The sequence below is a fragment of the Paracoccus bogoriensis genome, from assembly GCF_019431455.1.
Classification (GTDB): domain Bacteria; phylum Pseudomonadota; class Alphaproteobacteria; order Rhodobacterales; family Rhodobacteraceae; genus Paracoccus; species Paracoccus bogoriensis.
Genome location: NZ_JAHYSR010000006.1, coordinates 21,480 through 45,370, shown reverse-complemented (window position 1 = coordinate 45,370; position 23,891 = coordinate 21,480). Strand labels below are relative to the sequence as shown.

Sequence of the window (23,891 nt, the reverse complement as noted above, 5' to 3'; positions counted from 1 at the left end):
AGTAGCGAGAGGCGCGGCACTTGCCAAGGATGTGTATTGCATCGGCGGGCTTTGGCCGCGACACAGGGCGGTGATGCGACTTCTGCGTGACATGATGCTGGCCGCGATGCTGGCAACCCTGCCGCTGGCCGCCCCCGTGCGGGCCGAGGAACCGGGCGCGATGGCGCTGGCGCTGGCCGCTGCCGATGCCCGCGACTGGACGACCGCGCGCGCCGCCGCCGCCCGTGCGGGCCCCCTGGCCGAGGCGCTGATCGGCTGGCAGGCCCTGCGCGCGGGCCATGGCGACTTTACCGATTTCCTGGATTTCGTGGCCCGCAATCCCGACTGGCCCGGCCTTGACCAGATCCGCCAGCGCGGGGACGCCAAGCTGCGCCCTCTGACCCCGGACGAAGCCGCGATCTGGTTCGCCGATCGCCGCCCGGACACCCTGCGCGCGCATGAGGCCCTGATCGCCGCCCTGCCCCCCGCCGAAGCCCGGGCCGAACGCGCACGCTTCTTCATCGAGACCCCTCTGGAACCCGCCGATGAGGCCGCGCTGCTGGCCGCCCATCCCGATATGCTTGTCCCCCTGATCCCCGATCGGATCACCCGGATGCTGGACCGCCGCCAATGGGCACAGGCCGAACGCCTGCTGGACCGGCTGCCCGAAGAGGACCGCGCCCTGCCCGCCGCCCGTATCGCGCTGCAAGCCGGGCGCGAGGGGGTGGACGCGCTGATCCTGGCCCTGTCCGACGAGGCGCGGGCCGATCCCGGCCTGACGATGGACCGCTATCTGTGGCGCGTCGGCGCGCGGCTGCACGAGGGCGCGCAGGCGCTGATGCTTGAGGCCTCGACCAGCGCGGAAGCACTGCGCGATCCGGCGCAATGGGCTCCGATGCGGGTCGATTACACGCGGCTGGCGATGCGGAACGGCGACTGGCAGCGGGCGCTGGACCTGGCCGCGCCGCATTTCCTGACGCCCGACAACCGCCACTATGCCGATCTGGAATGGCTGGCGGGCTGGGCCGCGCTGCGAACCGGCGATCCGGCCCGCGCGCTGGAGCATTTCCGCCATCTTGAAACCGTGGTCGGCAGTGCAATCAGCCTGGCGCGGGCGCATTACTGGCAGGGCCGCGCGCATGAGGCACTGGGCAACCCGGCCGAGGCCGAGGCCGCCTTTCGCCGCGCCGCCGCTTGGCCGGGCGTCTATTACGGTCAACTGGCCGCTGATCGCGTGGGCGTCTCCCTGCCCGCGGATTACGCCATCCCCGGCCCGGGCCATGACACATTGCCCGACTGGCGCGGCTCGGCCCTGGCCGGGAACGCCGTCTATCGCGCGGGGCTATGGCTTCTGGCGACCGGCCGCGCCGCCGAGGCGCAGCGCTTCTTCCTGCATCTGGCCCGGGATGCCGCCCCCGAGGATATCGCCCGCATGTCGCGCCTGATGTATGAGGCGGGTTATCCCTGGCACGGGCTGCGGCTGGCCAAGCAATCGGCCAATCGGGGCGTGATATGGCCGGTCGCGCATTTCCCTCTGACAGGGCTCGAAACCCAGGATCTGGGCCCGCCGCCGGAACTGGTCATGGCCATCGCGCGGCAGGAATCGGAATTCAACCACACGGCCTCCAGCCCGGTGGGCGCGCAGGGTCTGATGCAGGTCATGCCCGCCACCGCCGAACAGGTCGCGCGCCAGATCGGCCTGCCCTTTGACGCCGCGCGGCTGTCCGGGGACGCGGCCTATAATGCGCGGATCGGGTCGCAATACCTGATGGACCTGACCGAGCGCTTTGGTCCCTCGGTTGCGCTGATCGCGGCGGGCTACAATGCCGGGCCGGGCCGCCCGGCGCGGTGGATCAACGATTTCGGCGACATCCGCAGGGGTGCCGACCCTGTGGAATGGGTCGAACTGATCCCCTTTGACGAAACGCGCAACTATGTCATGCGCGTGGCCGAGGCGCTGCCGGTCTATCGCTCGCGCATCCATGGCCGGCCGGCACCGATCGTGCCGCGTTGGGATCTGTCCGGCGGGGGCATGATGCCGCCGCCTCCGCTGCGGCTGACGCTGGCCCTGTCGGCGCGGCCTTCGCCGAACCCGGCGCGGCTTATCGGTCCGGCCCTGCCGCCCGACTGGCCTGCCGTGATCTCAGCCGCTGCCGAAGCAGAGTGAACACCCCCGCAGCGACCACGATCACCGAGCCGAATACCACATTCGCGCGCAGCGTCTCGGAAAAGACCAGCACGCCGATGATGCTGACCCAGACAAGCTGCGTGTAGGCGAAGGGCTGCAAGACCGCGGCCTCGGCCATCTCGTAGCTGCGGATCATCAGATAATGCGAGGTCATCCCGCAGATACAAAGCAGCCCCATCCAGACCCAATCCACCGGCGCCAGCCACTGCCATTCCCAGATCCCGGCCAGGGTGATCGCCACCGCCCCCGCGATGCCCGTCCAGAAAAAGCTGACCATCGCCGGGTCATCGCGCGAGACATGCCGCGTCAACAGGCCATAAAGCGCAAAAAGCAACGCGGCGATCAGCGGCAGCAACGCCTCGATCGTCAGGACGCCGCCGCCGGGATTCAGGATCACCAGGATTCCCGCGAAGCCAATGCCGATGGCGCTCCAGCGGCGCCAGCCGACGCGCTCGCCCAGGATCGGGCCGCTCAAAGCCGCGACCAGCAGCGGATAGACGGCAAAGACGGCATGAGTCTCGATCAGCCCCAGGCGGACAAAGGCCTCGACCATGATCAACACCTCGAAGGCCAGGATCACGCCGCGCGCAATCTGGGTCAGCGGCCGCCTGGTGCGGATCGCCCGACGCAGCCCGCCCGGCTGGCGCGAGACCAGCGCGATCACGAAAACCGCAAAGACCCAGTAGCGGATCATCACGATCAGGACAGGCGGATAATCGCCCCCCAGGATGCGTGAAAACATGTCCTGAAGCGCGAAAATGAAGCTGACCGCGCACATCAGGATGATCGCCAACCCGGTGCGGTCGCGCGGCGGCTGTGTCACCGGAGGGATCGGAGGCGGTGCCGAGGCCGTGGCGGCCGATGCGGCATAGGGCGGGTGAGATCGGTCGTCGGACATGAGCGCGCCTTTCGGGTCGCGCCCGGTCTGCGCCCCGCCCGCCCCAAGGTCAAGCCGCCCGCCGCCTTGCACGTCCTGCAAGGCGGCGCCTGTTGCGGCTTAGTCGCGGGCGCGGATGATCCTGGCGAAAGGCTCGAGCAGGGTCGGGTTCGCGGCGATGATACGGCCCGATTCCAGCGGGTTGTCGCCTTCGCGGATGCCTTGGACGAAACCGCCCGCCTCGCGCACCATCAGGATGCCTGCGGCCACGTCCCAGGGCTTGGTGCCGCGTTCCCAGTAACCGTCGAACCGCCCCGAGGCGACATAGGCCAGGTTCAGCGCCGCCGAACCGAAGCCGCGCACACCGGCGGCGGCGGGCATCAGTTGCGCCAGATCCTGGATCATCGCGGGCAAGGGGCCGGTGCCGGAATGGGGAATGCCCGTGGCAAAGACCGAATCGGCCAGCCGCGTGCGCCCCGAGACGCGCAGACGCTGGTCGTTCATGAAAGCCCCGCCGCCCTTTTCGGCCACGAACAATTCGTCCTTGGCCGCGTCGAAGATGACGGCGGCGACGATCTCGCCCTTGTGTTCCAGCGCGATGCTGACGGCCCAATGCGGCAGGCCGTGCAGGAAGTTCGTCGTGCCGTCCAGCGGATCGACCAGCCAGCGGCGGGTGGGATCGTCGCCTTCCTCGGCGCCGGTCTCCTCGCCCAGCCAGCCATAGCTGGGGCGGGCGCCGCGCAGTTCTTCCTTGATCAGACGCTCGGCCTCGCGGTCGGCGCGGGTGACGAAATCGCCCGCACCCTTGACGCTGACCTGAAGGTTCTCGACTTCGCGGAAATCCTTGACCAGCGCACGCCCAGCCTTGCGGGCGGCCTTGATCATGACGTTCAGATTGGCGCTTGCCATCACATGCTCCGGGAATAGGGGTTGGGCGCGTCATAGGGCAGGCGCGCCGGAAAGCCAAGCGGCAGGCGTCCGGCCCTAGCTGGCGGCGCCGCGCAGCATCCGCAACGGCTCGGTCCGCGACAGGCGCAGGACATGCGCCATGTAGGGCTGGGCCAGATCGCCGGTCCGCACCGCCGCGTAAAGCCTGCGCCGGATGCCCTGCGGCCCAAGCGGCAGCAGCGCCAGTTCCGGGTTCGCCGCCTCGCGCCGCAGCACCCAGTCGGGCATGACCGCCACCCCGCGCCCCGAGGCGACCAGCATCAGCGCCACGGCGGTCAGCTCGACCGTGCGCTGGCGGGCGGGCTCGATCCCCGCAGGGGTCAGGAACTGGCTGAACACGTCCAGCCGCGCGCGGTCCATCGGATAGGTGATCAGCGTCTCGGCCGCCAGATCGGCCGGGTCGGCATGACCCTTGGCGACCAGCGGATGCCCGGCAGGCACGACCAGCGTGGGCGCGTAATCGAACAGCGCCTGAAAGGTCACGTCGGGCAGATCCTCGGGATCGGACGAGATGACCAGATCGACCTCTTCGCGCACCAGGGCGGGCAGCGCGCCAAAAGCCAGGCGCTGGCGGATATCGACATCCACATCCGGCCAGGCGCGGCGGAAGATGTCCAGAACCGGCAGCAGCCAGTCGAAACAGGCATGGCACTCCATCGCGATATGCAGCCGGCCGACGCGACCGGCCTCGACGCCCTTGAACTCGGCCTCGGTGGCGGCGACCAGAGGCAGCACCTGCTCGGCCAGCCGCAGAAGGCGCATCCCCGCCGCCGACAGCCGCATGGGCTTGGCGCGGCGGACGAACAGCTCCACCCCGGCCTGTTCCTCCAGCGCCTTGACCTGATGGGACAGCGCGCTTTGGGTGATGTTCAGCGCCTCGGCCGCGCGGGCCAGACCGCCCTGTTGGTGGATCGCGTGGACCGTGCGCAGATGCCGCAATTCCAGATGCATGATGAACGGAACTCAGGTTGATCTTGAGGATTATGAATTTGTCTCACGCCGCGCCGCGTGGCACAAGGGGCGCCAACAGAAAGGAACCGCCATGCCCGCGCCGAGAGTGAGCTTTGAATTCTTCCCGCCCAAGACGCTGGAGGCATCGTTCAAGCTGTGGGAAACCGCCCGCGCGCTGGCGCCGCTGGCGCCGGATTTCGTGTCGGTCACCTATGGCGCGGGCGGCACGACCCGCAAGCTGACGCATGAGGCCGTGACCACGATCAACCGGCAGTTCGGGCTGGAGGTCGCGGCGCATTTGACCTGTGTCGAGGCAACCCGCGCCGAAACGCTGGAGATCGTGCAATCCTACGCCGATGCCGGCATCCGCGAAATCGTCGCCCTGCGCGGAGACGCGCCCAAGGGGGCCAAGCGCTTCACGCCCCATCCCGAGGGCTTCGCCCATTCGATCGAACTGATCGAGGCCATCGCCGCGCGCGGCGACATGACGATCCGCGTCGGCGCCTATCCCGAGCCACACCCCGACAGCACGGGCCCAGAGGCGGATATCGCCTGGCTCAAGCGCAAGATCGACGCCGGCGCCAGCAGCGCGATCACGCAGTTCTTCTTTGAGCCGGACACGTTCTTCCGCTTCCGCGACCGCTGTGTGGCGGCGGGCATCGAGGCGCCGATCATTCCGGGCATCCTGCCGGTCCAAAGCTGGGCCGGAACCAGGCGTTTCGCCGCGACCTGCAACACGACCGTTCCCGACTGGGCGGAACAGGCGTTCCAGCTGGCAGCCCTGGACGGCCCCGAAGCTGAACGCGCCTTGGCCACCAGCCTCTGTGTGGATCTGTGCGAGACGCTGATCGCGGGCGGGGTGGACAGGCTGCATTTCTACACGCTGAACCGGCCCGAACTGACACGCGATGTCTGCGCGGCGCTTGGGGTGCACCCAGCGCGGGGACTGGACGCCGTCGCCTGAGGCGGGCTCAGCCCCGGCGGGCGGCGCGGCGGCGCGTGACGCGATGCGCCGGGTCGGCACAAGAGGCCAGATCACCCGTCAGCAGCGCGGGACCGGGATAGGGGACCGGAACCGTCTCGTGCAGGCTTTCGGTCGAATAGCGCCCAGCCATGCGCGGGGCGCGGGCCAGGAACAGCACGCCCCACCGCCGCCAGGATCCGATCGGAGGCGCGGAAGCATCGACCGGAAACAGCGCCTGCCAACCGGTCGGCAGCGGCAATCCAAGCGCCTGCGCCCGTTCCAGCATCCAGACCAGCGGAATGTTCGCCAAGGGGCGCGCGGGTTCGAACCCTGACAATTGGCCGCCAATATCGGGATGGGCACCGCGGAACCAGACTTGCTCGATCCGTCCGGCGGCGTGGTCGTCATCCCAGAGCAGGGGCGCAAAGGCCGCCCGCGTCTCGTCCAGCGCCAGGGCGTGAAAGCCGTGTTCGATCCCCTGACCCAGATGCGCGTCGTGAAAGCGAAAACGCGGCTCGGTCAGCATCCACAGCAGCGGCAGACGCAGGCCAAGCGCCATGACCGTGTCGAAACAGCCCAGCATCCGGATCGGCGCGTCATCGTGGCAGCGCCGCCGGAAGGCCGCCATCGCCTGTGCCGCGCCGCCATTGCGATAGAGGTGCCAGGCCAGCCGGATGTTGCGTTCGGTCGCGTGTTCGGGCCTGAGCAGACCGACCCGGTCGATCATTCCCGCAAGGCTGCGCAGCGCAAAGGCGCCGCGTGAATAACCCAGCATGAAGATCGGCTGGCCCGGCCGCCAGCCCGAGGCCAGCCAGCCATAAGCCTCGGCGATGCGGGCTTCCAGAACACCCCCTGCGGCCAGTTCCGGCAGGGTGCGCCAGCGATTCCATTGCTGACCCATGCCGTAATGGATGCGCAGCCGCCCCGGCGCGGGCGGCAGGCCCAGTTGGCCCGTCACCAGCCGATGGATGCGCCCGATCGAGCTGCGCTGCCCGTCCAGAAGCGAGGCGAAGGTGCCGTCCATCAGCACAAGATGGGTGGTCGAGGCGCTCACGGTCATGGACTCAAGTCTGGCACAGGTCCATAAACGAAGCCTTGATGCAAGAGAATGCGTCCCTAGTCCAGACGCATGACGGTTGCGTGCCCCATCAGGCCGAATCCGTTGAAACGGGTATTCGTCACCGTCGAATAGGCGCCCGCGCCGTGGAAGATGACGAAATCGCCCTCGGCCACGTCTTCGGGCAGGCTCAGTTCACCGGGCAAGCGGTCAACCGAATCGCAGGTCGGGCCGAAGATGACGCGGCCGCTGCGTTCGCCCTGACGAGGACGGCCCGCAGGGTCCAGCACCTCGATCCGGTCGATATTGCCGATGATCGGCAGTTCCGCCAGCCCGCCATAGGTGCCGTCATTCAGAAAGACATGCGCCCCGTCGCGCACGCCCTTGACCCGTGTGATCAGCGAAAACGCATCCGCGACCAGCCCACGGCCCGGCTCGCAGACCAGTTCGGGCGCGTCCGCGCCGAACATTTCGGTCGTGGTCTCGCCGATCTTGCGGAAGATGGCCTGCAGGTCGGGTTCGACCCCCACGACGCGATACGAGGGAAAGCCGCCACCGACATTGAGGCGCCGCGCCCGCAGGCCGGCCATATCGCAGATTTCGCGCGCAACGCGGATATAGCTTTCCCACGCGATCGGATCGGTGCATTGTGTGCCCGGATGGAAGGTCAGCGAGGCGACATAGCCCCGTTCGGCCACGCGGCGCAGGATCTCGGCGGCCAGATCCGGCGAAGCGCCGAATTTCGAGCCGAAATCATAGGCCGCCCCCAGAACCGGCAGCTTGAAGCGGGGCGAGATCTCGACCCCCTTGCCCTCGACCGTCAGGGGAACCTGCTCGAACAGCTTGTCCAGTTCCGACAGGCTGTCCACCGACCAGGCGCGGATGCCCGCCGCAACGCCATGCGCGATCTCGGCGCGCGAGCGGACAGGGTTGTGGTAATGGCGCGCGGCACGGGGGGCGAGCCGGCCGATCAGGTCGATCTCGAAGGGCGATGCCACGTCAAAGCCACGGATGCCCGCCGCGGTCAGGTTCTGGATCACGGCCTCGTCGGGATTGGACTTTACCGCATAGGTGACAAGACCCGGAAACCCCTGAAGAAACTGTTGGGCGCGATCCTGCAGCACCGTCGGCGCAAAGACCATCAGCGGATGTTCGGGCGCAAGGTGCCGGACGATGTCGGCGGGATTGTCCCAGACGGTCTTGTGCTGTCCCATGGCAGTTCCTTTCGCGCGCAAGGGTGGCAGGGTGGGGTGAAAACCCAGAATGGCGCGTATGATTTCCGATTTCACCGATGAAAAGGATAGATTCGCGCGTTCGATCAGATAATATGCCCGAATTCATGTCATTCTGACGAAGGCTGCCTGTTTGGACGATCTGGACCGCGCCATCATCGCGCAACTTTCCACCGATGCCCGCATGTCCGTGGCGGTTCTGGCCCGCAAACTGCGCGTCGCGCGGTCCACTCTGCAAGCCCGGCTTGAGCGGCTGGAGGCCAACGGCACCATCGCAGGCTATACCCTGCGTCTGGGCGAGGCCGCGCGCGCCGGGCGCATCCGCGCTACCGTCCTGTTGGGGATCGAGCCGCGCAGCCTGCCCAGCATCCTGTCGCGCCTGAAGGTCATGCCCCAGATCGAACGCATCCACACGACCAGCGGGCGCGTCGATCTGCTATTGCAACTGGCCACGGCCTCGACGGCCGAGCTTGACGACACGCTGGACCGGATCGGCGCGATCGAGGGGGTGCGCTCGTCAGAAAGCCTGATCCACCTGTCATCCAAACTGGACCGCGCACCCTGACGGGGGTGGCTAACATCTATCGGCTTGCGTTCTCGGCGCGGGGGATCGACCATCTACCCACAACCAGAGGAGGCGACCATGACCTATTACACCGGCTTCGTGCTGCCCGTCCCTGCGGAAAACAAGCAGGCCTATGCCGATCACGCAACGGCAAGCTGGCCCATGTTCAAGCGCCTCGGCGCGCTCAGGATGGTCGAATGTTGGGGCGAGGATGTCCCGCATGGCGAACAGACCGACTTCTACCGCGCCACCAACGCGCGCGAGGGCGAGGTGCCGATGTTCTCGTGGATCGAATGGCCAGACCGTCAGACCGCCGATGCTGCCTGGGCGCGGATCATGGAGGACACTCAATCCTTCCGCATGACCGACATGCCCTTTGACGGAATGCGGATGTTCTGGGGTGGATTCTCTCCGCTGGTGGACGAACGCTGAGAGCCCAGAGGCGCAGGCAACAGGTGCTTGGCCTTTTCCGCTGCTTTCGCTAATCCCGCTGCAACAGATGGGGATTTCGCGATGACGATGGACAAGAGCTTTGACGCGGCGGCCGCCGAGGCCCGGATCAGCGCCGAATGGGAACGCCGGAACGCCTTTGCAGCCGGGGCCAATGCCCGGCGGTCCGAGACCTTCGCCGTGATGATCCCGCCGCCCAATGTGACCGGCAGCCTGCATATCGGCCACGCGCTGAACAACACGTTGCAGGATATTCTGGTCCGCTGGCACCGGATGCGCGGCTTCGACACGCTCTGGCAGCCCGGCCAGGACCATGCCGGGATCGCCACCCAGATGGTGGTCGAGCGCAAGCTGGCCGCCGAGGGCAAGCCTCCGCGCCGCGACTGGAACCGCGACGATTTCGTGGCCGAGATCTGGAAATGGAAACAGGAATCGGGCGACAGGATCATCGACCAGCTCAAGCGTCTCGGCGCCAGCGCGGACTGGTCCAGGAATGCCTTTACCATGTCCGGCGCCCCCGGCGCGCCCGCGGGCGAAGAGGGCAACTTCCATGACGCGGTGATCCGGGTTTTCGTTGACCTCTACAACAAGGGTATCATCTATCGCGGCAAGCGGCTGGTGAATTGGGATCCCCATTTCGAGACTGCGATCAGCGATCTGGAGGTCGAGAACCGCGAGGTTCCCGGCCAGATGTGGCATTTCAAATACCCGCTGGCCGCCAACCCTGAAACCGGCGAACGCGAGACCTATGAATATGTCGAACGCGATGCGGATGGCCGCGTCACCCTGCGCGAGACGCGCGACTATATCTCCATCGCGACCACGCGCCCCGAGACCATGCTGGGCGACGGCGCGGTGGCCGTGCACCCTTCCGACGAACGCTATGCCCCCATCATCGGCAAGCTGGTCGAGATCCCGGTCGGCCCCAGGGAACACCGCCGCCTGATCCCGATCATCACCGATGAATACCCGGACCCCGATTTCGGGTCGGGCGCGGTCAAGATCACCGGCGCGCATGACTTCAACGATTACGGCGTGGCGATGCGCCACGGAATCCCGCTCTATACGCTGATGGATACCAAGGCCGCGATGCGCACCGATGGGCTGTCCTATGCCGAAAGCGCGGCCATCGCGACCCGCGCCGCACAGGGCGAGGATGTGGGCGATGTCTCGGCCGTCAACCTCGTGCCCGAGGATCTGCGTGGCCTTGACCGGCTGGAGGCCCGCAGGCGCGTGGTCGAGCAGGTCACCGCCGAAGGTCTGGCCGTTACTTATCTGCACAAGGAAATCGACCCCGAGACCGGCGCCGAACATATCGAGCGCCGCGTGCTTGTCGAACAGAAATCCATCATGCAACCCTTCGGCGATCGTTCGGGCGTGGTGATCGAGCCGATGCTGACCGACCAATGGTTCGTGGACACCAAGCGCATCGTTGCGCCCGCGCTGGAGGCGGTGCGGGAAGGCCGCACCCGCATCCTGCCCGAGCAGCACCGCAAGGTCTATTTCAACTGGCTGGAGAATATCGAGCCCTGGACGATCAGCCGCCAACTCTGGTGGGGTCATCAGATCCCTGTCTGGTATGACGAGGAGGGCAATCAGTATTGCGCCCCGTCCGAGGCCGAGGCGCAGGCCATGGCGCCGGGCAAGACCCTGACGCGCGACCCTGACGTGTTGGACACCTGGTTCAGTTCGGGTCTCTGGCCCATCGGAACGCTCGGCTGGCCCGAGCCGACCGAAGAATTGAAGAAATATTTCCCGACCGACGTGCTGGTCACGGGCTTTGACATCATCTTCTTCTGGGTCGCCCGGATGATGATGATGCAGCTTGAGGTCGTGGGCGATGTGCCCTTCAAGACCGTCTATGTCCACGGGCTGGTGCGTGACGAGAAGGGCGCCAAGATGTCCAAGTCCAAGGGCAATGTCATCGACCCGCTGACGCTGGTGGACGAATACGGCGCGGATGCGCTGCGCTTCACGCTGACCAGCATGGCGGCGATGGGGCGCGACCCCAAGCTGGGGCCGAAGCATGTCGAGGTGAACCGCAACTTCGTCACCAAGATCTGGAACGCCACCCGCTTTGCCCAGATGAACGGCGTGCGCGGCGGCGGGGCGCGCCCGCAGCCCGCGCATGTCGTCAACCGCTGGATCATCGGCGAGACGGCGCGCACGCTGATGGCTGTGGACGAGGCGCTGGCCTCCTATCGTTTCAACGACGCGGCAGGCGCGCTTTATGCCTTTGTCTGGGGCAAGGTCTGCGACTGGTATGTGGAATTCGCAAAGCCCCTGTTTGACGGCAATCACGCGGACGAGACTCGGGCCACGATGGGCTGGGTGCTGGATCAGTGCTTTGCCATGCTGCACCCGATCATGCCCTTCGTGACCGAGGAGCTGTGGTCCCTGACCGGCGACCGCGACCGGATGCTGGTCCATGGCGACTGGCCGGAGCTGGGCGCGGACCTGATCGACGCCGAGGCGGATCGCCAGATGAACTGGGTCATCGCGCTGATCGAGGGCGTGCGCTCGGCCCGCGCGCAGATGGGCGTGCCCGCAGGCGCGAAGCTGGACCTGATCGTGACCGAAGCCGACGATGCCGCGCGCGCGGCATTGTCGGCCAACGCGCCCCTGATCGAGCGTCTGGCACGGGTCAATGCGCCTGCGGATGGCGTCGCGGGTAAGGGAATGATCGCGGTATCGGTGCAGGGGGCGAGCTTTGCGCTGCCCATCGGGGACGTGATCGACGTGGCAACCGAGACCGCCCGCCTGCAAAAGGCCTTGCAGAAATCCGCGAAGGATGCCGAGGGTTTGCGGAAGCGTTTGTCGAACCCGAAATTCGTCGAGAATGCCGAGGCCGACGTGATTGAGGAGACTCGGGGGAAGCTGGCCGCCTTGGAGGATGACATCGCGCGCCTTGACGCAGCGCTGGCGCAGCTGGCGGCGATGTGAGCCTGCGATCCGGCGCGCTCGGAGCGGCCGGGTCATGGGTATTTCGGCAACGGAGAAACGCGGAGGAGGCCCCCTTGGGCTGGCTGGGGCAAATCGCCAAGAGGGTGATGGCGAAGGTCAGGACCGAGGGAACGCCTCGGGGCTGGAGGGCGAGGGGCAGCCCCCGCCCGCGCGGCCGGTCGAGACGGATGCGACCGCCGCGGGGTTTCGGATCATGGCGCAGGCGGGCCGTTCTGCCCGGCGAGATCGTGTTGAAGAAAGCGGTTCAGGCCGCGCAGGCCCGCTTGGCCGGGATCCCCGAGGGGGCGGAGCGCGCGGCCCTTCTGGCCGAGATCGCGCGGCTGCAGATGCGCCAGGCCATCGCCGAGAAGGCACGGCGGCGCTTCATGCGCGACTGAGGGCCGCAAGGGCGCGGGGCAGCGCGTCCTCGAACACGGCGAGTTCGTGTAGCGGGGCCGCGCTGACGCGGATGCAGCGGTCCAAGGGGGGCACGCCGGGCATCCGGGCAAAGACGCCTTCGGTCACCAGCGCGGCGATCAGGGCGCGGGCGAAGCCGCCGTCGCGATGCGTGTCCAGCGCGACGAAATTGGTCGCCGATGGCAGCGCGGTCAGGCCGTTCGCCGCACCGATGGCCGCGATCCGGTCGCGGGCGGCCTCGACCTCGGCCACGACATGGGCAAGCCAGCCCTGATCGGCCAGGGCGGCCAAGGCGCCGGCCTGTGCGATACGATTGACGCCGAAGTGGTTGCGGATGCGGTCGAAGCCTGCGATCAGGTCCGGCGCGCCGAGCGCATAGCCGATCCGGGCCCCGGCCAGCCCGTAACCCTTGGAAAAGGTCCGCATCCGGATCACGCGGGGATCGTCGGCCGCTATGTCGGGCATGGCCGAGGCCGGCGCGAATTCGGCATAGGCCTGATCCAGGATCAGCAGGCAGTCGGGGGGCAGGCGGTCGAGCATCGCCTCGATCACTGCGCCGTCATGCCAGCTGCCCATCGGATTGTCCGGATTGGCCAGATAGACCAGCCTTGCGCCGGTGGCATGGGCGCGGTCCAGCAGGGCCTGGGGGTCTTCGGCATCGTGGCGATAGGGCACCTTGTGCAGGACGCCCCCGAAGCCCGCGACATGATAGTTGAAGGTCGGGTAGGCCCCGTCCGAGGTCACGACGGCATCGCCCGGCGCGATCATCAGCCGGACCAGATTGCCCAGAAGCCCGTCGATCCCCTCGCCCACCATGATGTTGGCGGGCGCGACGCGGTGATGGGCAGCCAAGGCCTGGATCAGATCGAAGCTGGTCGCGTCGCCATATTTCCAGACCTGCCCCACCGCCTCGCGCATGGCGCGGGCGGCCAGGGGGCTGGGACCGAAGGCGCTTTCATTCGCGCCAAGGCGGGCGGCGAAGGGCGCGCCGCGCTGGCGTTCCAGAGTCTCGGGCCCGATAAAGGGAACGGTGGCGGGCAGGCCCGCGGGCAGGGGCGCGATCCGCATCAGAAGGCGCGGAAGGTTATCGTGGTCAAGGTCCGGCTGATATGGGGAATGTCGAACAGCCGGTCCGACAGGTAGCGGCCGACATCCTCTGCTTCGGGGATATAGACCTTGGCGATCAGGTCGTAGTCGCCCGAGGTCGAAAAAAGCTCGCTGACCACCTCGCGGTCGTAGATGGCTTCGGCGACCTGATAGGTCTTGCCGGGCTCGCAGCGGAACTGGACGAAGACGGCGCGCATGAGACCTCCTGTTGGCAGCGTCAGGTTAGACCGCCGCGGCGGGCGCGGTCCAGTCCCCGCGCGCAAGGCCGCGCCAGAAGCGCAGCATCAGAAGGACCGCCGCCACGCTCAGACCGACGCAGAGCCCGAGCCACAGACCCGCCGGGCCAAGGTCAAGCGGAAAGGCCAGCGCCCAGGCAGCGGGCATACCCACGACCCAGTAGCTGAAGCCCGCGATCCACATCGGCACCTGCGTGTCCTGCACCCCGCGCAGGAAGCCGAGCGCGATCACCTGGAAGGCATCGGTCAACTGAAACAGCGCTGCATACATCAGCAGCATCGCGCCAAGTGCCACGATGGCGCCCGCGTCAGGATCGGTCGGGTCCAGATACAGCCTGACCAGAGGCTCGGCGAAAAGCAGATAGGCGGCGATGGCCAGGGCCGCGAACATCAGCGACAGGCCGACCACGGTCAGCGCCGCATCCCGCATCCAGGCCCGGTCGCCGCGCCCCATCGCCTGGCCCACGCGCACCGTGGCCGCGTTCGACAGGCCCAGATGCGCCATGAAGGTGATCGAGGTGATCTGCAGCGCAATCCCATGCGCGGCCAGTTCGGCCGTGCCGATCCAGCCCATCATGATGTTCGATGCGACGAACAGCCCACCCTCGGCCACCATGGTCAGACCGATGGGCCAGCCGATCCGCGCGACCTGCCCCATCGCCTGCCAGTCTGGCCGCCAGAAGCGCTGGAACAGGTGGTAGCGCCGCGCCTTGGGAAGCCAGCGCGCATAAGCGATCAGCAGGACAAGCTGGGTGGCCTGCACCACCACGCTGGCGATGGCCGCGCCGCGCACGCCAAGTTCGGGCGCGCCGAGATTGCCGAAGATCAGCACCCAGTTCAGGAACAGGTTCAGCGGCAGCCCCGCCAGCGTCACCCACATCACGACCTGCGTGCGCTCCAGCGCGGCCAGATAGGACGACAGCGTGACCTGCCACAGGATCAGGACCAGTCCCCAGCCTGCAATCCGCAGGTAATCCTGCGACAGGGCCGAGATGGCGGGCGTCTGCCCCAGCGCCAGCAGGATCGGCTCGGACCACCACATCAGGGGCATGGCCAGCGCGGCAAAGCCCGCCGACAGCCACAGCGCCATGCGAGCCCCTCGGCGCACCTCGGTCTCGCGGCCGGCGGCGACATGGGCGGCGATCACGCCCATCACCCCGGTGCCGAAGCCCATGCCAAGAAAGAACAGGATGTGAAAGAACGAGGTGGCGATGACCAGCGCCGCCAGAGGCTCGACCCCATACCAGCCGATCATCACCGTATCGCCTACGCCGATGGCCATGCGCGCCAGATGGCTGCCGATCAGCGGCAGACCCAACGACAGGGTCGCAAGGACATGGGGACGATAGCGGCTTTGCGTCATCCTCTGCCCTTATCCTGCGCCCTTGAGCCGGGCAAGAGGGACAATTGCACGTCCTGCAATATCATGCCCGATGCGGGCGAGTGGGCCACGATGCCCCGCTTGCCGCCCTGCACCCCATCTGCGATAGATCGCGCGACCCTTGACGCAAGAGGCCGCCATGAGCTTTCGCGCCCGCCATCTGCTGGGCATCGACCATCTCAAGCCCGACGAGATCACGACGCTTCTCGATCTGGCGGGGGATTACGTCGCCCTGAACCGCCGCACGGTGAAACATGCCGATGCGCTGGCGGGGATGACGCAGATCAACATGTTCTTCGAGAACTCGACCCGGACCCAAGCCAGCTTTGAACTGGCGGGCAAACGGCTTGGGGCGGACGTGATGAACATGGCCGTCGCGCAATCCTCGGTGAAGAAGGGCGAGACGCTGATCGACACCGCGCTGACGCTGAACGCGATGCAGCCCGATCTGCTGGTCGTGCGCCATCCCCATTCCGGCGCGGTGAACCTGCTGGCGGAAAAGGTGAACTGCGCGGTCATCAATGCCGGTGACGGCCGGCACGAGCATCCGACGCAGGCGCTGCTGGACGCGCTGACGATCCGCCGCGCCAAGGGCCGGCTGCACCGCCTGACCATCGCCATCTGCGGCGACATCGCCCATAGCCGCGTGGCGCGGTCGAACCTGATCCTGCTGGGCAAGATGGAGAACCGCATCCGCCTGATCGGCCCCGCGACCCTGATGCCCGCGGGCGTGTCCGAGATGGGGGTCGAGCTTTACGAGGACATGCGCGAGGGGCTGCGCGGCGCCGATGTCGTGATGATGCTGCGCCTGCAGAAGGAACGCATGGATGGCGGCTTCATCCCCTCCGAGCGCGAATATTTCCACCGCTTCGGGCTGGATGCGGAGAAGCTGGCCCTGGCCGCGCCCGATGCCATCGTCATGCATCCCGGCCCGATGAACCGGGGCGTCGAGATCGACGGCACCATCGCCGATGACATCAACCGCAGCGTCATCCAGGACCAGGTCGAGATGGGCGTCGCCGTCCGCATGGCCGCGCTGGACCTGCTGGCCCGCAACCTGCGCGCCGAACGCGGCCGCGCCGCCGCCGGAGAGCCGCAATGGACCTGATCTTCCGCAATGCCCGCCTGATCGACCCCGAGGCGCTGACCGACGCCCCCGGCAGCCTGCGCGTGACCCGGGGCCTGATCGCCGGACGCGGCGCGTCCGATGAGCCCGCCCCCGAAGGCGCCACCGTGATCGACTGTCGCGGGCGCGCGCTGGCCCCCGGCCTGATCGACTGGGGCGTCAAGATCGGCGAGCCGGGCGAGCGCCACAAGGAAAGCTTCCGCAGCGCGGGCCGCGCGGCGGCCGCGGGCGGCGTCACGACGATCGTCGCGCGCCCCGATACCACGCCCCCCATCGACACCCCCGAGGCACTGGAATTCGTCGCCCGCCGCGCCAGCGACGCGCCGGTGAACATCCGTCACATGGCCGCCCTGACCAAGGGCCGCGAGGGGCACGAGATGACCGAGATCGGCTTTCTGACCGATCTGGGCGCGGTGGCCTTCACCGACGGTGTGCGCGTGGTGCGCGATGCCAGGCTGATGGGCCGCTGCATGACCTATGCGCGGGGCCTTGGCGCGCTGATCGTGGGCCATCCACAGGAACCCAGCCTGTCGCATGGCGCGGCGGCGACTTCGGGCAAGTTCGCCTCGCTCTACGGGATTCCCTCGGTTTCGCCCGTGGCCGAGGTGATGGGCCTGGACCGCGACCTGGCTCTGGTCGCGATGACGCGGGGCCGCTACCACGCCGACCAGATCACCGTGGCGGCCAGCCTGCCCGCCTTGGCACGGGCGCGCGATACGGGGCTGGACGTGACGGCGGGCATCTCGATCCACCACCTGACGCTGAATGAATTCGACGTAGGCGATTACCGGACCTTTTTCCGCTTCACGCCCCCCCTGCGGTCCGAGGATGACCGGCAGGCCATGGTCCAGGCTGTCGCGGACGGACTGATCGACGTGATCGCCAGCTTCCACACCCCGCAGGACGAGGAATCCAAGCGCCTGCCCTTCGAGGCCGCGGCCCCCGGCGCCGTGGGACTGCAAACGCTGTTGCCCGCGGCGCTGCGGCTTTACCATCAGGGCGGGCTGAGCCTGCCGCAGCTGTTCCGCGCGATGGCGCTGAACCCTGCGCGCAGGCTGGGCCTGCCGGCGGGGCGGCTGTCGGATGGCGCGCCGGCTGACCTGATCCTGTTCGATCCCGACGCGCCCTTCGTGCTGGACCGCTTCGCGCTGCTGTCGAAATCGAAGAACACCCCCTTTGACGGCGCGCGGATGCAGGGCCGCGTGTTGGGAAGCTGGGTCGCCGGACATCCCGTTTTCGGAGAACACGCATGATACTCTGGGCGATTTTCGGCTATCTTCTCGGATCGGTCCCCTTCGGGTTGGTCATCGCCCGCGCGCTTGGGCTGGGCGATCTGCGCCAGATCGGGTCAGGCAATATCGGCGCGACGAACGTGCTGCGGACGGGGAACAAGCCCGCCGCCCTGGCCACGCTGCTGCTGGATTCCGGCAAAGGCGCCATCGCGGTGCTGCTGGCGCGCCACTTCGGCGGTGAAAGCGCCGCTCTGGTCGCTGGCGCGGCGGCATTTCTGGGCCATTGCTATCCCGTCTGGCTGCGCTTTCGCGGCGGCAAGGGCGTGGCGACCTTCCTCGGCACGCTGGTCGCGCTGAACTGGCCGCTTGGCCTGATCGCCTGCGCGACCTGGGCGGCGACGGCGGCGATCAGCCGCATCAGCAGCCTCAGCGCATTGATGGCGGCCGCGCTGGCGCCGGTCTTTGCCTGGGGGATGGGCCGCACCGACATCGCAGCGACGGCCGCCTTCATGGCGATCCTGATCTTCGTGCGGCACAAGGCCAACATCGCCCGCCTTCTGGACGGGTCCGAGCCCCGGATCGGCGCCGGCAGGAAACGCTAGCGAGTCGCGACCAGCACGCGGCCCGTGCGAACAGGCCGCGCCGGGGTCTCGGGCTCGGTCTTGGTGTCGGCCGGCTCGTCCTGCGCGATCCTGATGCGCGGCGCGGCAGGCTGCGCGGGCGCCTTCGCCGCGACGGGCAAGGCCATTCCCTGCCTCAACGACACCGCGATCGAGATCAGCGCAAGGCAGGCCCCGGCCAGCAGGATCAGCACGACCAGCCCCATCAGGCCGACAAGGATCGGCAGGGGCGGCACGCCCTCGGCTACCCGCACCAGCATGATGACGGTCCCGACCAAGGCAATGACGCCCAGCCCGAAGACAGCGGCCACAAGCCAGCCGATCCACCGCATCACATCACCCCGCATCGCTCTGCCCCGGCATTGGTTCTTTTCTCCGAGGTGCCAGCACCGGCCCGCCGGATCAAGCCGGACGCTGCTCACAGTCGCGTGCGCGCGGCAGCCGTGCCACGCCTGGGCCCTCGCGCGGGCAGGGGGTGCGGGGGGACGGCGTCCCCCCGCCGTCGCGGGACGCAACCCGCCTTCAGTAGCTGTAGGCGCCATAGATCCGTGTCAGATCGCCCGCCCAGTCGCCGTGATAATGCGCCAGCAGGTCGTCGGCCGGAACGCGCCCGGTATCCACGCTTTCCTTCAGCGCGCTGAGGAAATGGGTCTCGTCCGGCACCAGCCCGCCCTGCCCCGAACGCGCGCGCGCCTTCAGCCCGGCCTCGGCAATGGCCAGAACCTCGCGCGCCAGATCGTGCATCCGGATGGCCCCGACCTCGGCCTGCAGCCCATCCCGGCCCGCGGCGACGCGCAAGCCCTCACGCGTTTGCGCATCCCAGCCCTTGACCAGATCCCAGGCCGCATCCAGCGCGCCCTGATCATAGATCAGCCCGACCCACAGCGCAGGCAGCGCACAAAGACGCCGCCACGGTCCGCCATCAGCGCCGCGCATCTCGATGTATTTCTTCACCCGCGCCTCGGGGAAGACGGTCGTCATGTGGTCCGCCCAGTCCGACAGGGTCGGCACCTCGCCTGGCAGGGCGGGCAGGCGGCCGTCCAGAAAATCGCGGAAGCTCTGGCCCAGAGCGTTGATGTATTTCCCGTCGCGATAGACGAAATACATCGGCACATCGAGCACGTAATCCACCCAGGCCTCGTAGCCGAACCCGTCCTCGAAGACGAAGGGCAGCATCCCCGTGCGCGCCGGGTCCAGATTCTGCCAGATATGCGCGCGCCAGGACTTCATTCCGTTGGGCTTGCCATTCAGAAAGGGCGAATTGGCGAACAATGCCGTCGCCACCGGTTGCAGCGCCAGCGCCACGCGCAGCTTCTGGACCATGTCGGCTTCGCTTGCGAAGTCCAGGTTCACCTGCACCGTGCAGGTCCGATACATCATCTGCGTGCCAAGCCTGCCGACCCGGCCCATATAATCGGTCATCAGCCGATACCGCCCCTTGGGCATCATCGGCATCTCGTCCTGCGACCAGATCGGCGCCGCGCCCAGCCCGATAAAGCCCGCACCGATATCGCGCGCCACGGCCTGGACCTCGGCCAGATGGCCGTTCACCTCATCGCAGGTCTGGTGGATCGTCTCCAGAGGCGCGCCGGACAATTCCAGCTGCCCGCCTGGCTCCAGACTGATATTGGCGCCGTTCCGCTCCAACCCGATCAGGTTTCCGGCCTCCAGCACGGGCGACCAGCCGAAACGGTCGCGCAGCCCCGTCAGCATTGCCGTGATCGAGACCGGCCCCTCATAGGGCAAGGGCTTCAACGTGGCGATGTCATAGCCGAATTTCTCGTGCTCGGTCCCGATGCGCCAATCCGCCTTCGGCTTCTCGCCGCTGGCGATATAGGCGGCAAGCTGATCACGATGCTCGATCGGGCCGCCGCCCTGCTGGGGAATCGACATGGGGGTCTGGCCTTTCGTGGTCCCTCGGTCGGTCACAGGTGGCAAGCGCGCCGGGGCAAGTCAAGCCGCCTCGGTCAGACCTCAGCCAAACGGCGCGCATGGTCGCATACCCCTCCGCCACCGCCCGCAACAGCGCCCCTGATCCGGACCGGCCAGCAAGCGCCACAATCGGACCCAGAGCCCGCAGCACATAGCCGTCCTGCAGCACCGCACCGGCAAGCCGCCGCGCTTCGACATGAGGGACCGCCAGCGCAGCATCTCGGGACGAAAATCAAGGCGGCCCCAGGGGACGGCCCGCCTGCCATCGCGCCAGCGAGGCCTCGTCCTCGTCCCTGGCCGCGACCCAGGCGGCCGATCCATCACGCCGGATCTCGCGCTTCCAGAAAGGCGCGCGCGATTTGAGCCAGTCCATCAGGTAGTCAGCCGCGTCAAAGGCCGCCCGACGATGCCGCGCGGCCGTTGCGACCATCATGATCTGCTCGCCCACAGCCATTCGCCCGTAACGATGCACGACGCGCCAACCGGTCAGGCCGAAACGCGCAGCCGCCCCCTGGCCGTAATCGGCCAGGGCGGCCTCGGTCATGCCGGGATAATGCTCGATCTCCAGGGCGGACAGATCGCCGTCATCGCGCACGATGCCGACAAAGGTCACCAGCGCACCTGCCCCATCGCCCAGACCGGCCGTCACAAGGGCCGGATCGAAAGGCTCTGACTGAACCCGCGCAGCCATCAACCGCCCGTCATCGGCGGAAAGATCGCGACCTCGCGCACCCCGGCCAAGGGCGCATCCAGCCCGGTCAGCTTCTGGTCGATCGCGCAGCGCAGGGCCGCGTGATCCTCCAGCGCCGCCGCATGTCCCGGCGACCGCAGAGCAAGCTCCGCCAGCAGATCGCGGATCGTCGCCGCCCCCGTCTCGATCCGCTCGCGCGGCAGACCGACCCGCTCGCGCACCCAGGCGAAATAGAGAACCTCAATTGCCATGACGCTTCTCCTTCAGATGCGGCAGCGCCTTGCGGAAGTAATCCCAGCCGGTGATCGCGGTCAGCAGCGCGGCCAGCCAGATCAGAGCCAGTCCGGCATGGGTCGCCAGCGCTGCCCAGCTTCCCGACCAGACCAGCCCTGCCTCACCAACGCGCGGAGGGCGGCCATGTTCGACAAAGCTCAGCCCGGTCCCCAGAAACAACACGGCGATTGCGACCATCTGGAACGTGGTCTTCCACTTCGCAAGACTGGTCACCTTCAGACTGCGCGACCGGTCCCCCAGATATTCGCGCAGACCCGAGACGAACACTTCGCGGAACAGGATCACCGTCACCGGCAGGATCAGCCAGGGGTTCATCCCCGAATAGCCCGTGATGACGACCAAGGCGATGACCACCATCGCCTTGTCGGCAATCGGGTCCATCGCGGCCCCGAACCGGCTCTCCTGATTCCAGGCACGCGCCAGATAGCCGTCGAACCAGTCGGTGATGGCCGCCAGCAGAAACAGCGCCAGCGCCGCCCAGTCCGCCCAGGGCCGATGGAAATACAGAAACATCAGCGGCACGCCGGGCGCTGCCAACAGCCGCATCAGGGTCAGGATATTGGGCAATGTCCAGCGCATGGCGGCAAGCTAGTCCCTGCGGCGGCTCTTGGAAAGAGGCCGCGGCGAAAAGCTCTTCTTCGTTGTCCAAATACCCCGGGGGTCCGGGGGCTGGCCCCCGGCGCCATCGGCCGGGCGGATTCAGTCGCGGGCATTGAAGTGGTCATGGACCTTCTGCGCCATCGCCGCCGATATCCCCTCGACCGCCTGCAGATCAGCCAGACCCGCACGGCTGACCGCCTTGGCGCTGCCGAAATGTGCCAGAAGCGCGCGCTTGCGCGCCGCGCCGATCCCCGGAATCTCGTCCAGAGGGTTTGCCATCGCCGCCTTCGCGCGCCGCGCGCGGTGGGTTCCGATAGCCCAACGATGCGCCTCGTCGCGCAGGCGCTGCACGAAATACAGAACCGGGTCGTTCATCCTCAGGGCGAAAGGTCGCTGACCGTGGCGATGAAATTCCTCCTTGCCATGGTCGCGATCCTCGCCCTTTGCGACGCCGATCACCGGAATGTCCTCGACGCCCAGCTCGGCCATGACGCTGTGGACCGCACCGACCTGCCCCGCGCCCCCATCGATCAGCAGCAGATCGGGCCAGGCCTCGCTCTGCCGGTCCGGATCATCCTTGAGCAGCCGCTGGAAGCGCCGCGTCAGCACCTCCTTCATCATGCCGAAATCATCGCCCGGCGTGATCTCGGTCCCCTTGATGTTGAACTTGCGATACTGGTTCTTCATCCAGCCGTCGGGCCCGGCCACGATCATGCCGCCAACGGCGTTCGTGCCCATGATGTGGCTGTTGTCATAGACCTCGATCCGGCGCGGCGGAGCGGGCAGGTCGAAAGCCTCGGCCAGCCCCTCCAGCAGGCGCAGTTGCGTGGCGCTTTCCGACATGCGCCGGGCAAGACTTTCGCGCGCATTGCGCAGGGCGTTCGTGACCAGATCGCTTTTTTCGCCCCGTTGCGGGACCAGCAATGCGACCTTACGCCCTGCGCGCTCGGACAGGACGGCACTGGTCAGGTCGGGGTCTTCGGGCGGATGCGACAAGAGCACCTGCCGGGGCGGGGGCTTGTCGTCATAGAACTGCATCAGGAAGGCCTGCATCACCTCGTCCGGGCTCTCGGCCCCACCGAGGCGGGGGTAGAAGTCGCGGTTGCCCCAACTCTGATTGCCGCGAATGAAAAAGACCTGAACGCAGGCTTGCCCGCCTTCCATGTGCAGCGCCACGATATCGGCTTCGGCCACGCCCTTGGGGTTGATCGCCTGCACCGATTGCACGGCGGTCAGCGCCTTGATGCGGTCGCGCAGCGCGGCGGCGCGTTCATATTCCATTGCCTCGGCGGCCTCGGCCATCTCGCGCGCCAGATCCGCCTGGATCGAAGTCGTCTTGCCCTGCAGGAACCGCTCGGCATCCTCGACCAGTGCGGCGTAATCCTCAAGGCTGATGCGGCCCGTGCAGGGCGCACTGCATCGCTTGATCTGAAACAGCAGACAAGGCCGGGTGCGGCTTTCGAATGTGCTGTCGGTGCAGTTGCGCAGCAGGAACACGCGCTGCAACTGGGTCAGCGTGCGGTTCACCGCCCCGGCGCTGGCAAAGGGACCGTAATAGTTACCCTTTTCCGATTTTGCGCCGCGATGCTTCTTGATCTGGGCAAAGGGGTGGGACTTGGCCACCAGGATATTGGGAAAGCTCTTGTCATCGCGCAAAAGCACGTTGTAGCGCGGCTTGAGCTGCTTGATGAGGTTCTGCTCCAGCAGCAGCGCCTCGGTCTCGGTCCGCGTGGTCAGGAACATCATGCTGGCGGTTTCGCGGATCATGCGCGCGATGCGCGGCGAATGTCCCGATGGTCGGGCATAGTTCGACACCCGCGCGCGCAGGTCGCGCGCCTTGCCGACATAGAGAACCGCCTGGCTTGCATCCAGCATCCGATAGACGCCGGGGCTGCTGTCCAACGTGCGAAGGTAGTCCTGAATCAGCGCGTGGCCGGTTTTCTGGGTCATGGCTCAAAGAAAGTGATTCTGCGGCGTCGCTGCAAGTTTCGGATGACAGATGCAAGTCGGAACCTGTCCACGGAATCTGTGGATAATTCTGTGGGCGGCCTGTGAGGCAGACCCCGGCAGGCCAGCAATCACTAAGGTTTGGTGAAACTGC

At 67.3% G+C, this 23,891-nt stretch carries 23 protein-coding genes; 9 read left to right on the top strand and 14 right to left on the bottom strand.

Annotation, left to right across the window (positions count from 1 at the left end; all coding sequences use genetic code 11):
* Window positions 1–73 precede the first annotated feature (73 nt).
* Complete coding sequence (locus KY389_RS04425; RefSeq protein ID WP_219829602.1) at window positions 74–2,146, top strand: lytic transglycosylase domain-containing protein; 2,073 nt, start codon at window positions 74–76, stop codon at window positions 2,144–2,146.
* Here the strand turns inward: KY389_RS04425 and KY389_RS04420 are convergent.
* The 3 genes from KY389_RS04420 to KY389_RS04410 all read right to left on the bottom strand — a co-directional run bounded on the left by KY389_RS04420 (window position 2,082) and on the right by KY389_RS04410 (window position 4,943).
* Window positions 2,082–3,137: a DMT family transporter gene (locus KY389_RS04420; RefSeq protein ID WP_343222902.1), complete on the bottom strand. Its 1,056-nt coding sequence runs from the start codon at window positions 3,135–3,137 to the stop codon at window positions 2,082–2,084. The two genes, KY389_RS04425 and KY389_RS04420, sit on opposite strands and share 65 nt — an antisense overlap.
* Before the next feature lie 27 nt (window positions 3,138–3,164).
* A complete protein-coding gene (locus tag KY389_RS04415; protein WP_219829601.1) occupies window positions 3,165–3,956 on the bottom strand; it encodes an inositol monophosphatase family protein in 792 nt (263 codons plus the stop codon).
* A gap of 72 nt (window positions 3,957–4,028) precedes the next feature.
* Window positions 4,029–4,943 (bottom strand): LysR family transcriptional regulator, encoded by a 915-nt coding sequence (locus tag KY389_RS04410; protein WP_219829600.1) that lies wholly within the window; start codon window positions 4,941–4,943, stop codon window positions 4,029–4,031.
* Window positions 4,944–5,034: 91 nt separating this feature from the next.
* On the opposite strand from KY389_RS04410, the gene metF reads away from it, so the two are divergent.
* Window positions 5,035–5,907, top strand: a complete 873-nt coding sequence (metF, locus tag KY389_RS04405) for a methylenetetrahydrofolate reductase [NAD(P)H] (protein WP_219829599.1) — start codon at window positions 5,035–5,037, stop codon at window positions 5,905–5,907.
* Between the two features lie 7 nt (window positions 5,908–5,914).
* On the opposite strand, the gene KY389_RS04400 is transcribed toward metF, so the two are convergent.
* Window positions 5,915–6,967, bottom strand: a complete 1,053-nt coding sequence (locus KY389_RS04400) for a DUF2235 domain-containing protein (RefSeq protein ID WP_246587944.1) — start codon at window positions 6,965–6,967, stop codon at window positions 5,915–5,917.
* Window positions 6,968–7,023: 56 nt separating this feature from the next.
* Entirely contained in the window at window positions 7,024–8,178 is a 1,155-nt protein-coding gene (locus KY389_RS04395) for a type III PLP-dependent enzyme (RefSeq protein ID WP_219829598.1), read from the bottom strand.
* Between the two features lie 151 nt (window positions 8,179–8,329).
* On the opposite strand from KY389_RS04395, the gene KY389_RS04390 reads away from it, so the two are divergent.
* From KY389_RS04390 to KY389_RS04375, 4 genes are all read left to right on the top strand, one after another.
* Window positions 8,330–8,761 carry an Lrp/AsnC family transcriptional regulator gene (locus tag KY389_RS04390; protein WP_219829597.1) on the top strand — a complete coding sequence of 144 codons (432 nt, stop codon included), beginning with the start codon at window positions 8,330–8,332 and terminating at the stop codon, window positions 8,759–8,761.
* Window positions 8,762–8,839: 78 nt separating this feature from the next.
* On the top strand, window positions 8,840–9,193 hold the full coding sequence (locus KY389_RS04385) for a DUF1428 domain-containing protein (RefSeq protein ID WP_219829596.1): 354 nt from the start codon (window positions 8,840–8,842) through the stop codon (window positions 9,191–9,193).
* A gap of 81 nt (window positions 9,194–9,274) precedes the next feature.
* Entirely contained in the window at window positions 9,275–12,154 is a 2,880-nt protein-coding gene (locus tag KY389_RS04380; RefSeq protein ID WP_219829595.1) for a valine--tRNA ligase, read from the top strand.
* 188 nt (window positions 12,155–12,342) lie between these two features.
* Window positions 12,343–12,552, top strand: a complete 210-nt coding sequence (locus KY389_RS04375; RefSeq protein ID WP_246587943.1) for a hypothetical protein — start codon at window positions 12,343–12,345, stop codon at window positions 12,550–12,552.
* On the opposite strand, the gene KY389_RS04370 is transcribed toward KY389_RS04375, so the two are convergent.
* From KY389_RS04370 to KY389_RS04360, 3 genes are read right to left on the bottom strand one after another with little or no spacing between them, the layout of a single operon-like run.
* Entirely contained in the window at window positions 12,539–13,639 is a 1,101-nt protein-coding gene (locus tag KY389_RS04370; protein WP_219829594.1) for a pyridoxal phosphate-dependent aminotransferase, read from the bottom strand. The two genes, KY389_RS04375 and KY389_RS04370, sit on opposite strands and share 14 nt — an antisense overlap.
* The gene (locus tag KY389_RS04365) at window positions 13,639–13,875 is read right to left on the bottom strand and encodes an Lrp/AsnC family transcriptional regulator (protein WP_219829593.1); all 237 of its coding nucleotides are present in this window, start codon (window positions 13,873–13,875) and stop codon (window positions 13,639–13,641) included. Before KY389_RS04365 ends, KY389_RS04370 begins: the two co-directional genes overlap by 1 nt.
* A gap of 25 nt (window positions 13,876–13,900) precedes the next feature.
* Window positions 13,901–15,277 carry an MATE family efflux transporter gene (locus KY389_RS04360; protein ID WP_219829592.1) on the bottom strand — a complete coding sequence of 459 codons (1,377 nt, stop codon included), beginning with the start codon at window positions 15,275–15,277 and terminating at the stop codon, window positions 13,901–13,903.
* Window positions 15,278–15,434: 157 nt separating this feature from the next.
* Between KY389_RS04360 and KY389_RS04355 the strand changes: the two genes are divergently transcribed.
* From KY389_RS04355 to plsY, 3 genes are read left to right on the top strand one after another with little or no spacing between them, the layout of a single operon-like run.
* Entirely contained in the window at window positions 15,435–16,403 is a 969-nt protein-coding gene (locus KY389_RS04355; protein ID WP_219829591.1) for an aspartate carbamoyltransferase catalytic subunit, read from the top strand.
* A complete protein-coding gene (gene pyrC / locus KY389_RS04350; RefSeq protein WP_219829590.1) occupies window positions 16,394–17,674 on the top strand; it encodes a dihydroorotase in 1,281 nt (426 codons plus the stop codon). The genes KY389_RS04355 and pyrC overlap by 10 nt, the downstream gene beginning before the upstream one ends.
* Window positions 17,671–18,255 (top strand): glycerol-3-phosphate 1-O-acyltransferase PlsY, encoded by a 585-nt coding sequence (gene plsY / locus KY389_RS04345; RefSeq protein WP_219829589.1) that lies wholly within the window; start codon window positions 17,671–17,673, stop codon window positions 18,253–18,255. Before pyrC ends, plsY begins: the two co-directional genes overlap by 4 nt.
* Here the strand turns inward: plsY and KY389_RS04340 are convergent.
* From KY389_RS04340 to uvrC, 6 genes are all read right to left on the bottom strand, one after another.
* A complete protein-coding gene (locus KY389_RS04340; protein ID WP_219829588.1) occupies window positions 18,252–18,620 on the bottom strand; it encodes a hypothetical protein in 369 nt (122 codons plus the stop codon). The genes plsY and KY389_RS04340 overlap by 4 nt on opposite strands.
* A gap of 175 nt (window positions 18,621–18,795) precedes the next feature.
* Complete coding sequence (locus KY389_RS04335) at window positions 18,796–20,166, bottom strand: glutamate--cysteine ligase (RefSeq protein WP_219829587.1); 1,371 nt, start codon at window positions 20,164–20,166, stop codon at window positions 18,796–18,798.
* A gap of 271 nt (window positions 20,167–20,437) precedes the next feature.
* Window positions 20,438–20,896 (bottom strand): molybdenum cofactor biosynthesis protein MoaE, encoded by a 459-nt coding sequence (locus KY389_RS04330; protein WP_219829586.1) that lies wholly within the window; start codon window positions 20,894–20,896, stop codon window positions 20,438–20,440.
* Window positions 20,896–21,141, bottom strand: coding sequence for a MoaD/ThiS family protein (locus tag KY389_RS04325; protein ID WP_219829682.1), 246 nt, complete (start codon window positions 21,139–21,141; stop codon window positions 20,896–20,898). The genes KY389_RS04330 and KY389_RS04325 overlap by 1 nt, the downstream gene beginning before the upstream one ends.
* Entirely contained in the window at window positions 21,137–21,769 is a 633-nt protein-coding gene (pgsA, locus tag KY389_RS04320; RefSeq protein ID WP_219829585.1) for a CDP-diacylglycerol--glycerol-3-phosphate 3-phosphatidyltransferase, read from the bottom strand. Before pgsA ends, KY389_RS04325 begins: the two co-directional genes overlap by 5 nt.
* 120 nt (window positions 21,770–21,889) lie before the next feature.
* Entirely contained in the window at window positions 21,890–23,740 is a 1,851-nt protein-coding gene (gene uvrC / locus KY389_RS04315) for an excinuclease ABC subunit UvrC (protein ID WP_219829584.1), read from the bottom strand.
* Window positions 23,741–23,891 lie beyond the last annotated feature (151 nt).

Coding starts and splice junctions, on each gene's coding strand:
- KY389_RS04380 (WP_219829595.1), top strand. CDS start 9,275: ATGACGATGGACAAGAGCTTTGACGCGGCGGCCGCCGAGGCCCGGATC.
- KY389_RS04375 (WP_246587943.1), top strand. CDS start 12,343: ATGCGACCGCCGCGGGGTTTCGGATCATGGCGCAGGCGGGCCGTTCTG.
- KY389_RS04365 (WP_219829593.1), bottom strand. CDS start 13,875: ATGCGCGCCGTCTTCGTCCAGTTCCGCTGCGAGCCCGGCAAGACCTAT.
- KY389_RS04340 (WP_219829588.1), bottom strand. CDS start 18,620: ATGCGGGGTGATGTGATGCGGTGGATCGGCTGGCTTGTGGCCGCTGTC.
- pgsA (WP_219829585.1), bottom strand. CDS start 21,769: ATGCGCTGGACATTGCCCAATATCCTGACCCTGATGCGGCTGTTGGCA.
- KY389_RS04330 (WP_219829586.1), bottom strand. CDS start 20,896: ATGGCTGCGCGGGTTCAGTCAGAGCCTTTCGATCCGGCCCTTGTGACG.
- plsY (WP_219829589.1), top strand. CDS start 17,671: ATGATACTCTGGGCGATTTTCGGCTATCTTCTCGGATCGGTCCCCTTC.
- KY389_RS04360 (WP_219829592.1), bottom strand. CDS start 15,277: ATGACGCAAAGCCGCTATCGTCCCCATGTCCTTGCGACCCTGTCGTTG.
- KY389_RS04400 (WP_246587944.1), bottom strand. CDS start 6,967: ATGACCGTGAGCGCCTCGACCACCCATCTTGTGCTGATGGACGGCACC.
- KY389_RS04395 (WP_219829598.1), bottom strand. CDS start 8,178: ATGGGACAGCACAAGACCGTCTGGGACAATCCCGCCGACATCGTCCGG.
- uvrC (WP_219829584.1), bottom strand. CDS start 23,740: ATGACCCAGAAAACCGGCCACGCGCTGATTCAGGACTACCTTCGCACG.
- KY389_RS04425 (WP_219829602.1), top strand. CDS start 74: ATGCGACTTCTGCGTGACATGATGCTGGCCGCGATGCTGGCAACCCTG.
- KY389_RS04370 (WP_219829594.1), bottom strand. CDS start 13,639: ATGCGGATCGCGCCCCTGCCCGCGGGCCTGCCCGCCACCGTTCCCTTT.
- KY389_RS04335 (WP_219829587.1), bottom strand. CDS start 20,166: ATGTCGATTCCCCAGCAGGGCGGCGGCCCGATCGAGCATCGTGATCAG.
- KY389_RS04355 (WP_219829591.1), top strand. CDS start 15,435: ATGAGCTTTCGCGCCCGCCATCTGCTGGGCATCGACCATCTCAAGCCC.
- pyrC (WP_219829590.1), top strand. CDS start 16,394: ATGGACCTGATCTTCCGCAATGCCCGCCTGATCGACCCCGAGGCGCTG.
- KY389_RS04385 (WP_219829596.1), top strand. CDS start 8,840: ATGACCTATTACACCGGCTTCGTGCTGCCCGTCCCTGCGGAAAACAAG.
- metF (WP_219829599.1), top strand. CDS start 5,035: ATGCCCGCGCCGAGAGTGAGCTTTGAATTCTTCCCGCCCAAGACGCTG.
- KY389_RS04410 (WP_219829600.1), bottom strand. CDS start 4,943: ATGCATCTGGAATTGCGGCATCTGCGCACGGTCCACGCGATCCACCAA.